The sequence below is a fragment of the Streptomyces sp. SID10853 genome (genome assembly GCF_010548145.1).
Taxonomy (GTDB): domain Bacteria; phylum Actinomycetota; class Actinomycetes; order Streptomycetales; family Streptomycetaceae; genus Streptomyces.
This window is the reverse complement of the sequence record NZ_JAAGLN010000250.1, coordinates 1-9,896: the sequence shown is the minus strand read 5'-3', so window position 1 is coordinate 9,896 and position 9,896 is coordinate 1. Positions and strand designations below refer to the sequence as shown.

The 9,896-nt window shown below is 71.8% G+C and carries 10 protein-coding genes and 1 pseudogene; 4 read left to right on the top strand and 7 right to left on the bottom strand.

Going from position 1 to position 9,896, the window contains the following annotated elements; all coding sequences use genetic code 11:
• The 3 genes from G3I19_RS30690 to G3I19_RS30680 all read right to left on the bottom strand — a co-directional run.
• Positions 1-326, bottom strand: a 326-nt coding sequence (locus tag G3I19_RS30690) for an acyl-CoA dehydrogenase family protein (protein ID WP_164266989.1), incomplete at its 3' end; no start/stop codon positions are given.
• Positions 323-1,495 carry an acyl-CoA dehydrogenase family protein gene (locus G3I19_RS30685; RefSeq protein ID WP_164266988.1) on the bottom strand — a complete coding sequence of 391 codons (1,173 nt, stop codon included), beginning with the start codon at positions 1,493-1,495 and terminating at the stop codon, positions 323-325. The genes G3I19_RS30690 and G3I19_RS30685, both read right to left, overlap by 4 nt.
• Positions 1,495-2,346, bottom strand: a complete 852-nt coding sequence (locus G3I19_RS30680) for an enoyl-CoA hydratase (RefSeq protein ID WP_164266987.1) — start codon at positions 2,344-2,346, stop codon at positions 1,495-1,497. The genes G3I19_RS30685 and G3I19_RS30680 overlap by 1 nt, the downstream gene beginning before the upstream one ends.
• Before the next feature lie 145 nt (positions 2,347-2,491).
• Between G3I19_RS30680 and G3I19_RS30675 the strand changes: the two genes are divergently transcribed.
• From G3I19_RS30675 to G3I19_RS30665, 3 genes are read left to right on the top strand one after another with little or no spacing between them, the layout of a single operon-like run.
• Entirely contained in the window at positions 2,492-3,277 is a 786-nt protein-coding gene (locus G3I19_RS30675; RefSeq protein ID WP_164266986.1) for an SDR family oxidoreductase, read from the top strand.
• Between the two features lie 57 nt (positions 3,278-3,334).
• On the top strand, positions 3,335-3,961 hold the full coding sequence (locus tag G3I19_RS30670; protein ID WP_164266992.1) for a TetR/AcrR family transcriptional regulator: 627 nt from the start codon (positions 3,335-3,337) through the stop codon (positions 3,959-3,961).
• Positions 3,962-4,018: 57 nt separating this feature from the next.
• Positions 4,019-5,176 carry an acetyl-CoA C-acetyltransferase gene (locus tag G3I19_RS30665; RefSeq protein ID WP_164266985.1) on the top strand — a complete coding sequence of 386 codons (1,158 nt, stop codon included), beginning with the start codon at positions 4,019-4,021 and terminating at the stop codon, positions 5,174-5,176.
• Between the two features lie 103 nt (positions 5,177-5,279).
• On the opposite strand, the gene G3I19_RS30660 is transcribed toward G3I19_RS30665, so the two are convergent.
• From G3I19_RS30660 to G3I19_RS30645, 4 genes are all read right to left on the bottom strand, one after another.
• Entirely contained in the window at positions 5,280-6,368 is a 1,089-nt protein-coding gene (locus tag G3I19_RS30660; protein ID WP_164266991.1) for a nitronate monooxygenase, read from the bottom strand.
• 35 nt (positions 6,369-6,403) lie between these two features.
• On the bottom strand, positions 6,404-7,189 hold the full coding sequence (locus tag G3I19_RS30655) for a CoA-transferase (RefSeq protein ID WP_164266984.1): 786 nt from the start codon (positions 7,187-7,189) through the stop codon (positions 6,404-6,406).
• Complete coding sequence (locus tag G3I19_RS30650) at positions 7,186-8,034, bottom strand: CoA transferase subunit A (RefSeq protein ID WP_164266990.1); 849 nt, start codon at positions 8,032-8,034, stop codon at positions 7,186-7,188. Before G3I19_RS30650 ends, G3I19_RS30655 begins: the two co-directional genes overlap by 4 nt.
• 77 nt (positions 8,035-8,111) lie before the next feature.
• Complete coding sequence (locus G3I19_RS30645) at positions 8,112-8,861, bottom strand: enoyl-CoA hydratase family protein (protein ID WP_164266983.1); 750 nt, start codon at positions 8,859-8,861, stop codon at positions 8,112-8,114.
• Positions 8,862-9,061: 200 nt separating this feature from the next.
• On the opposite strand from G3I19_RS30645, the pseudogene G3I19_RS30640 reads away from it, so the two are divergent.
• Positions 9,062-9,652 (top strand): annotated as a pseudogene (locus G3I19_RS30640) (SDR family NAD(P)-dependent oxidoreductase); the annotation flags it as partial.
• Positions 9,653-9,896 lie beyond the last annotated feature (244 nt).

The window sequence follows — 9,896 nt, the reverse complement described above, 5'->3', positions numbered from 1 at the left end:
GCGGCGGCGCTGTCCGCGCACCCCGCGGGGCCGCCGAGAAGAACGCTCGCCGCCACGGTCTCCACCAGAGGCCCCGGCACGGCGTGCCGGCCCAGCTCGATGAAGGCGACGGCCAGTTCGACGGGGAGCGGGCCCATGCCCTCGTACTCCTCGGGTACGGCGAGAGCGAACACCCCCGCGTCCGCGATCCGCTTCCACAGCGCCCGGCCCGGTCCGGTGTCGCCCGCGCCCCAGGCCCGTACCGCCGCCGGCGTGTCGGCCGCCGCCAGCATCCGGTCCAGGGTGCGGCCGAATTCGGTCTGTTCGTCGTCCAGCAGGAATTTCATGACCGGCGTCCCTTCGGCAGGCCCAGCAGCCGCTCGGCGATGATGTCGCGCTGGATCTCGTTGGTCCCCGCGTAGATGGGGCCCGCCAGCGAGAAGGTGTAGCCGTCGGCCCAGCTGCCGCCGGCGGGTGCGTCCGGCGCCTCGTCGGACAGTTCGCCGAGCGGGCCGAGCAGGTCGAGCGCCGTCTCGTGCAGGCTGATGTCCAGCTCCGACCAGAACACCTTGTTGAGACTCGACTCGGCCCCGATGGAGCCGCCGGCCGCGATCCGGGAGGCGTTGGCGTACGTGAACAGCTGATAGGCGCGGGAGCGGATCACGGCGTCGGCGACCCGGTCACGCAGCGCGGTGTCGCCCGGGTCGGCCCCGTCGCGCCACAGCCCGGCCAGCCGCTCGGCCGCCGCGGTGAAGCGGCCCGGGCTGCGCAGCGTCAGACCGCGCTCATTGCCCGCGGTGCTCATCGCGACCTGCCAGCCGCGGCCCGGCTCGCCGATGACGTCGGCGTCGGGGACGAACACGTCGTCGAGGAAGAGCTCGGCGAAGGCCGGCTTGCCGTCCAGCCGCCCGACGGGCCGTACGGTCACACCGTCGGCGTCGAGCGGGAACATCAGATAGGTCAGTCCCCGGTGCGGCCGGTCCGCGTCCGGGTGGCTGCGGAAGAGGCCGAAGGCCCGGTCCGCGAAGGCGGCCCGGGACGACCACGCCTTCTGGCCGTTGAGCAGCCAGCCGCCCGCCGTCCGGGTCGCGGTGGAGCGCAGCGAGGCCAGGTCGGAACCGGACTCCGGCTCGGACCACGCCTGCGCCCAGATCACCTCGCCGCTCGCCATGGCGGGCAGGATCCGCGCGCACTGCTCGGCGCTGCCGTGCTCGAAGAGTGTGGGAGCGAGCAGGTTGATGCCGTTCTGGCTGACCCGGCCGGGCGCGCCCGCGGCGAAGTACTCCTCCTCGAAGATCAGCCACCGCAGGATCGAGGCGTCCCTGCCGCCGTACCCGGCGGGCCAGGAGACCACCGACCAGCGGTCCTGCGCCAGGGTGTGCTCCCAGGCGCGGTGCGCGGCGAAGCCATCGGCGGTCTCCAGGGAGGGCAGCGGGTCCGCGGGCACATGTGCGGCGAGCCACTCGCGGGCCTCGGCGCGGAAGGCGTCATCGGCGGCGGTGAAGTCGAGATCCATCAGCGTCCTGCCTTCTTCATCGCACCGATGTCCATCCCGCCGAGCGAGTCGGCCGCTGTCTCGGCGTTGTGCGCGTGGGCGAGGTGGTGGAGGCCGAACACCGAGTCGAGGCCGGTGTGCAGGCCCTGCAGATCCTCGGCCTGGTTGACCGCGCGCTTGGTCAGGGCCAGCCCCATCCTGGGCATCTCGGCGATACGGGAGGCGAGTTCGAAGGTGCGGTCGGTGAGCTCGGCCGCCGGCACCACCCGGTTGACCATGCCGACCTCGTAGGCGCGCCGCGCGCTCATCCGGTCACCGGTGAAGAGGAACTCCTTGGCGATCCGCGGGGGCATCACCCACGGGTGGGCGAAGTACTCGACACCGGGGATCCCCATCCGTACGACCGGGTCCGCGAAGAAGGCGTCGTCGGCGGCGACGATCAGGTCGCACACCCAGGCGAGCATCAGACCGCCCGCCACACAGGCACCCTGCACGGAGGCGATGAGCGGCTTCGGCAGCTCGCGCCAGCGCCGGCACATCCCCAGATAGACCTCGGACTCCCGGGCGAAACGGCTCTCGGCGCCGGTCTTGTCCGAGTGGTCCCACCACAGTCCGGCCCTGCGGTCGAAGGGGAGATGAGCGTCGCGCTCCGGGGTTCCGATGTCGTGCCCCGCGGAGAAGTGCCGGCCCGCGCCCGCCAGCACGACGGCCTTCACCTCGCTGTCGTCGGCCGCGCGGTAGAAGGCGCGGTCGAGGGCGTAGGTCATCGCGGAGTTCTGCGCGTTGCGGTAGTCCGGGCGGTTCATGGTGACGAGGGCGACGGGGCCCTGCCGCTCGTAACGCACCACGGGCTCTTCATGGTCGGCGGTCATCGGCGCCTCCTTCTCTGGCAGGCATTCTGTGGCAGGCATTCTTCCCTAACAAGTGTTTGGTAGGTTAACCTACGGTCATGAGCAGCGTCGAGGAATCCGGCACCGGGACCGCCCGGCAGCGGACCGCATCGCGAGGTGGACATCCGTGAACAAGCCCCCGCAGTACCTCCCCGGGCACCAGCTGCTCGCCGGCCGGACCGCGGTGATCACCGCGGCCGCGGGCGCGGGGATCGGCGGCGCCACCGCACGCCGGTTCCTGGAGGAGGACGCCCGCGTCGTCCTCGGTGACAGCCACGCCCGCCGTCTCGACGAGACCGTGCGGGCCCTGGCGGACGAGTTCGGCGCCGACCGGGTCGCCGGCGCCGCCTGCGACGTCACCGACGAGGAGCAGGTCGGCGCCCTCTTCGACCTCGCGGAGGAGCGGCACGGCCGACTCGACCTCGTCGTCAACAACGCGGGGCTCGGCGGGACCGCCGACCTGACCGAGATGACCGACGCCCAGTGGGACAAGGTCATCGACGTCACCCTCAACGGGACCTTCCGGTGCACCCGCGCCGCGCTGCGCCGGATGAAGGCGTCCGGCGAAGGGGGAGCCGTCGTCAACAACGCCTCCGTCGTCGGCTGGCGCGCCCAGCGCGGACAGGCCCACTACGCTGCGGCGAAGGCCGGCGTGATGGCGCTCACCCGCTGCGCCGCGGTGGAGGCAGCCGAGTACGGAGTACGGGTCAACGCGGTCTCGCCCAGCCTGGCCATGCACCCGCACCTGGTGAAGGTCACCACGCCCGAGCTGCTCGAACAGCTCACCGAGGCCGAGGCGTTCGGCCGGTACGCGGAGCCGTGGGAGATCGCCAACGTCATCGTCTTCCTGGCCAGCGGCTACTCCTCGTACATGACGGGCGAGACCGTGTCGGTCAGCAGCCAGCACGCGTGAGCGGGGAACGACAATGGGTCTGTGCCTACTCCCAAGAATGCGCCCGCCGACAAAAATGTGGCTGCCGCCAAGAAAAAGACTGACGTGAGTCCCTCGCCCGCGCGGCGCAGGGAGCTGCTCGCCACCGCCGCCGAGGTGTTCGCGGCCCAGGGCTACAACGCCACCACCGTGCGCAAGATCGCGGACGAGGCCGGCATCCTGGCCGGCAGCCTCTACTACCACTTCGACTCCAAGGAGTCGATGCTCGACGAAATCCTGAGCACCTTCCTGGACGAGCTGTGGGCCCGCTACGACTCCGTACTCGCATCGGGTCTCGGCCCCAGGGAGACCATCGAAGCCCTTGTCACCGAGTCCTTCCGGGAGATCGACCGGCACCGTGCCGCGGTCGCCATCTACCAGAAGGAGTCCAAGTACCTCTCCGTGCAGCCGCGCTTCGGCTATCTCGCCGACTCGCAGGAGAAGTACGAGAAAGCCTGGCTCGGCACGCTCGAACGCGGAGTCTCCGAAGGAGTCTTCCGCGGCGATCTCGACGTCCGCCTCACCTACCGCTTCGTGCGCGACACCGTCTGGGTCGCCGCGAGCTGGTACCGGCCCGGCGGACAGCACAGCCCGGAGGAGATCGCCCGCCAGTACCTCGCGATGGTCCTCGAAGGCATCGCGTCCGGGCCCCACCAGCACCCATAGACCGGCCGCCGTTCGCCGGACGGCCGGCATCACCAGGTTCCCCATGGAGGAGCAGTCATGGCCGAGGCATACATCGTCGAAGCGGTACGCACCCCGGTCGGGCGGCGCAAGGGCGGTCTCAGCGCCGTCCACCCCGCCGACCTCGGTGCGCACGTGCTCCGGGCGCTCGTGGAGCGTTCGGGCATCGACCCGTCCGCCGTCGAGGACGTCGTCCTCGGCTGCCTGGACACCGTCGGCCCGCAGGCCGGGGACATCGCCCGGACGAGCTGGCTGGCGGCCGGGCTGCCCGAGGAGGTTCCCGGTGTGACCGTCGACCGGCAGTGCGGATCCTCCCAGCAGGCCGTGCACTTCGCGGCCCAGGGCGTGCTCTCCGGCACCCAGGACCTCGTCGTCGCGGGCGGCACCCAGAACATGTCGATGATCCCCATCGCCTTCGCGAGCCGGCAGGCCGCGGAGCCGCTGGGGCTGACCGAAGGGCCGTACGCCGGGTCGGAGGGATGGCGGGCGCGCTACGGCGACCGGCCGGTCAACCAGTTCCACGGCGCCGAGCTGATCGCCGAGAAGTGGGGCATCTCCCGCACCGACATGGAGGAGTTCGCGCTCCGCTCGCACCAGCGCGCGCTCCGGGCCATCGACGAGGGGCGCTTCGCCCGCGAGACCGTCGCCTACGGGGATGTCACCACCGACGAGGGGCCGCGCCGGGACACCTCCCTGGAGAAGATGGCCGGACTGAAGCCCGTCGTGGACGGCGGCCGGCTCACCGCGGGTGTCTCGTCCCAGGTCTCCGACGGCGCGTCGGCCATGCTGCTCGCGTCCGAACGGGCCGTACGCGAGCACGGGCTGACACCCCGGGCCCGTATCCACCACCTCTCGGTACGCGGTGAGGACCCCATCCGGATGCTGTCCGCGCCCATCCCGGCGACGGCGTACGCGCTGAAGAAGACCGGCATGTCCATCGACGACATGGACCTGGTCGAGATCAACGAGGCGTTCGCTCCGGTGGTGCTCGCCTGGCTGAAGGAGACGGGCGCCGATCCGGAGAAGGTCAACGTCAACGGCGGCGCCATCGCGCTGGGCCACCCGCTCGGGGCGACCGGCACCAAGCTGATGACGACGCTCCTGCACGAACTGGAGCGCACCGGCGGGCGCTACGGCCTCCAGACCATGTGCGAGGGCGGCGGCCAGGCCAACGTCACCATCATCGAGCGCCTCTGACACACCCCTCGTCCCGCATACCGGCGGCCGTGCCGTTCCCGACACCTGGGAGTGTCGGGAACGGCACGGCCGCCTTCGTACGGGCCCAGTGCTCCAGCGGGTCTCAGCCGGTCCCGGCGGACGCCTCCGGGACGGCGGACGTGGCTTCCAGCACGGCCAGGGACCGCAGGGTCCCGTGCGCCTCGGACATGATCCGGGCGACCAGCTCGGCGCAGGACGGCAGATCGTCGATCAGCCCAGCGACCTGGCCCGACGCCATCACCCCCAGATCGGGGCGGCCGTCCACCATGGAAGCCTTGAGCATCATCGGCGTGTTGGCCGCCAGCAGCACCTGACTCCACGTCAGGTTCTTGCCGTGCTTCATGGCCAGGCCGTCGCGGACCATCTCCGCCCAGCCGAGGCCGGAGTGCGCCTTGAAACCGGCGGCGTGCCGCAGCGCCCGCAGCAGCGCCGCGGGCCGCCCCGAGCGCTCCAGCGAGGCGACCAGGGGGGTACGGAGCATCCGGTGCGGCAGCCCGTCGACCTTCGTGGTGACGGTGATGTCCTTGACACCCGCCGCGAGATACTCGGCCTTCACCGCGTCCGGGACCGTACTGTCCGACGTGAGCAGGAAGCGGGTGCCCATCGCGACGCCCGCCGCGCCCTGGGCGAGCGCGGCCACCAGACCGCGGCCGTCACGGAAGCCGCCGGCCGCGACGACGGGGATGTTCACCGCGTCGACGACCTGCGGAAGCAGCACGGTGGTGGCGACCTCACCGGTGTGCCCGCCGCCCTCACCGCCCTGCACGATGACCGCGTCGGCGCCCCACGCCGCCACCTTCTCGGCGTGCCGGCGTGCGCCGATGGACGGGATCACCACCACGCCCGCGTCCTTCAGCCGGCCGATCAGGGCCTCGGAAGGGGCGAGCGCGAAGGACGCCACCCGTACACCCTCCTCGATGATGAGGTCCACGCGGGCGGTGGCGTCGCCCGCGTCGGCCCGCAGATTGACGCCGAAGGGCTGCTCCGTACGGGACTTGACCTCACGTACCGCCGAGCGCAGCTGCTCCAGCGTCATGGTCGCCGAGGCCAGGATGCCCAGCGCCCCGGCGTTGGCCGACGCCGACACCAGACGCGGGCCCGCCACCCACCCCATGCCGGTCTGCACGATCGGATGGCGCACCCCGACCAGCTCGGTGAGCGGGGTGGACAGCGTGGCGGCCGGGCCCGTTCCGCCACTGTTCCCGGTCACGTCCGCACCTCGCGGTCGCGCAGCCCCGCAGGGTCGATCACCGTACGGATCAGCCGCAGCTCCTCCGCGCTCGGCTCGCGGGTACGGGGTACGTCATCGGCCACCGCGAGCGGGAACCCGGTGGCCTCGCGCACCTGCTCCGCACTCACCCCCGGGTGCAGCGACCGCACACGCAGCGTCCGGTCCTGCGTCTCGAAGTCCAGCACGGCCAGATCGGTGACGACCCGGCGGAGCTGGTGGAAGCGGGTGGCCGACGGGCCCGCGGCCGCCGCACGGTCGTGGCCGACACCGCACACCATGTCGACCTTGTCGACGAACACCCGGGTGGAGTGCCGCGGCACCCAGTAACTCGTCGGGTTGTTGATGGAGTTGACCGGGGCGCCGCGCACCCCGAGGAGCTGCCTGGCGGGCTGCTTCCAGTCGCCGATGCAGCTGATGTTCTGGTTGCCGTGCCGGTCGAGCTGGCTGGCGCCCATCATCACGTGCCGCTTGCCGCCGGTCACCATGGCCAGGTGGCGCCGGTAGGGCAGCCAGCCCTCGACGACCCCGGGCGCGGCGCCGATGGCGGGGACATCGCCGATCACCAGCGCCTCGCCGTCGGTGAGCAGCAGGTCGGGCGCGAAGGTCAGCCGGGCGAGCCGGGCCCCGACCGACGGGACGGTGCCCATCGGGCTGGCCAGGATCTCCCCGTCCCCCCGCCACGCCTCCGCGCAGGCGATGACGCAGTACTCGGCGCGGGTGACATCGCTCCGCCCCTCGGCGGTGGCGTCCTGTGTGCTCATGCGCCCTCCTCGGCGAACGCCGCGACCGCGGCCTGATACGTGTCCTCGTCACCGGACAGGAAGCGTGCGGTGAACTCCCGCCAGGCGTCCGGGTCGGCGGCGGCCTTCGCGTACGCCGCCTGGAACGGCTCGTCCCGCCCGTAGTCGGGCACGCAGGAGGTGAAGTGCGCCCCGTTCGGGGTCTCGGCGACCCCGGTCACCGCATGCCGCCCGACCAGCATGGTCTGCGGTGTGCCCGCATCGGCGAACTCCGTGCTCTCCACGATGCGTTCGCAGGAGACGTACGCCTCGTCGGCGGCGTCGCAGAAGAGGTCGTCGAAGTACGGGTCGGGCCCCAGGTACTGGCCGTTGCCCCGGGCGTCGGCCCGGTTGAGGTGGACGAGCGCGGCGTCCATCCGCAGCGCAGGTACGGCCACCAGCTCCTCGCCGTCCGGGTAGGGCGAAGTGACCGTCCGCAGCTCCGGGTTGACCCGCATCACGTCCGAGCCGAGACCGGCCCGTATCGGCATGAAGGGCAGCCGGTGGGCGGCGGCGGTCAGCCCCCACATGAACATCGACTCGTCCAGCTCGGTCAGTTCGAAGTCACCGCGCTGGCGCGCCGCCCTGAAGTGCGGTTCCAACGGGATGGAGTCGAGTGTGGCGAAGGCGGCCACCAGCTTGCGGATCTTCCCGGCCGCGGCCAGCAGACCCACATCGGGGCCGCCGTACGAGATGACGGTCAGGTCGGTGATGTCCGTCCGCAGCAGGGCCCTGACCAGGGCCATGGGCTTGCGCCGGGAGCCCCAGCCGCCGATCCCGATGGTCATGCCGCTGCGCAGCCGGCCCGCGATCTCGTCCGGCGACATGATCTTTCCGGACCGTTCTGTCTTTGCGGACCGTTCCGTCTGTCCGGTCTGCCCGGTCTCGCCGGGGGTGTCGCTGCTCACGACTTCTCCTTGCTTCCGAAGGTGTCACGGACCCGGTCGGCCACGCCCAGCAGGTTGGCCTCGAAGGTGAAGCCCTGCTCGAAGCGGTAGCTGCGACGGACGTCGACCGGGTCGATCCCGTTGATGGCCGCCTTCGCGAGGCGGATCAGAGTGCCGTCCTTGGCCGCGATCTCGCCGGCCAGCCGCACGGCCGCCTCCAGCAGTTCCGTGCGCGGGACGATCTCCCACACCGAGCCGTGGTGGTGCAGTTCCTGCGCGGTGGCCGTGCGTGAGGTGTAGTACAGGGTGCGCATCAGATGCTGGGGGACCAGCCGGGCGAGGTGGGTCGCGGCGCCGAGCGCGCCCCGGTCCAGCTCGGGGAGGCCGAAGGTCGCGTCGTCGCTCGCCACGATGGCGTCGGCGTTGCCCACCAGGCCGATACCGCCGCCCAGGCAGAAGCCCGCCACGGCCGCGACCACCGGGACCTCGCACTCGTACACCGCGGCGAACGCCTCGGCGCAGCCGCCGTTGGCGCCGACCAGGGCCGCGTGGCCTTCGGTGCGCTGCATTTCCTTGATGTCGACTCCGGCGTTGAAACCGCGCCCGGCGGCGGTGAGGACCACACAGCGCACGGCCGGGTCGGCGCCCGCGGCACGCACCGCAGCCGCCAGGTCGTACCAGCCCTGTACGGGCAGGGCATTGACCGGGGGGAAGTCGACGGTGACCACGGTGACGCCATTGAGCGGGCTTGAGGTGGAGACACCCATGAGCAGATCAGCTACCTTTCCACCAAACATTTGTTAGGTGAGAAGGTAGCAGTGGTTCGCGTACCGCGGGAGGGGGGCGCCCGGCGTCCCGGCCCGTTCGACTGCCGAAGAGGAGAAGTGAGATGACGTCACAGCACGCGGAAGGCACCGGCGCCGGCCCGGGTAACACGACGGAGGGCGCCGCCGGGAACGGCGGGGGGATCTGCGCGGGGCGGGTCGCCGTGGTCACAGGCGCGGGCCGGGGCCTGGGCCGCGCCCATGCGCGCGCCCTGGCGGCCGAGGGCGCGCGGGTCGTCGTCAACGACCTCGGGGTCGGGCTCGACGGTGCGGGCGGCTCGGCGGGGCCTGCACAGGACGTCGTGGACGAGATCGTCGCGGCGGGCGGACAGGCGGTCGCCCATGCCGGGGACATCGCCACAACGGACGGCGCCGCCTCGCTGGTCGACGCGGCCCTGGACGCGTTCGGCCGGCTGGACATCCTGGTCAACAACGCCGGGTTCCTGCGGGACAAGATGCTCGTCAACATCGACGAGGAGAGCTGGGACGCGGTCATGCGGGTCCATCTCAAGGGCCACTTCCTGGCGCTCAAGCACGCCGGGGCGCACTGGCGCGCGGAGGCCAAGGCAGGCCGTACGCCGGAGGCGCGCGTCATCAACACCAGTTCGGGCGCGGGGCTGCTCGGCAGTGTGGGGCAGGGCAACTACGCGGCGGCCAAGGCCGGGATCCTCGGGCTGACCCTGGTCGCCGCCGCCGAGCTGGGCCGCTACGGCGTCCAGGTCAACGCCATCGCCCGAGGGGCCCCGGCTAGGGGTGTGCGGAGGTGCCGGTCACCGCCACTTATCGGGACGCGGCGGCGGTCGCGGCAGCCCCGAAACTGAGTCAGCGGAGGCAGGTCCGTGTCTTCGTGGCACCGCCCGGCATCGACTACGTCAGCGGTCTCCCCTTGTCGGCGGAGAGCAGCGGCTGGGGCCCGGTCGGGCGGGACATGTCCAACGGCGAGTCGGCCAAGGGCGACGGAGGTCCGCTGCGTATCGG

What these genes read in the sequence shown, in the direction of transcription:
- G3I19_RS30685 (WP_164266988.1), bottom strand. Translation starts at nt 1,495, where the DNA reads ATGGATCTCGACTTCACCGCCGCCGATGACGCCTTCCGCGCCGAGGCC.
- G3I19_RS30680 (WP_164266987.1), bottom strand. Translation starts at nt 2,346, where the DNA reads ATGACCGCCGACCATGAAGAGCCCGTGGTGCGTTACGAGCGGCAGGGC.
- G3I19_RS30665 (WP_164266985.1), top strand. Translation starts at nt 4,019, where the DNA reads ATGGCCGAGGCATACATCGTCGAAGCGGTACGCACCCCGGTCGGGCGG.
- G3I19_RS30655 (WP_164266984.1), bottom strand. Translation starts at nt 7,189, where the DNA reads ATGAGCACACAGGACGCCACCGCCGAGGGGCGGAGCGATGTCACCCGC.
- G3I19_RS30650 (WP_164266990.1), bottom strand. Translation starts at nt 8,034, where the DNA reads ATGTCGCCGGACGAGATCGCGGGCCGGCTGCGCAGCGGCATGACCATC.
- G3I19_RS30645 (WP_164266983.1), bottom strand. Translation starts at nt 8,861, where the DNA reads ATGGGTGTCTCCACCTCAAGCCCGCTCAATGGCGTCACCGTGGTCACC.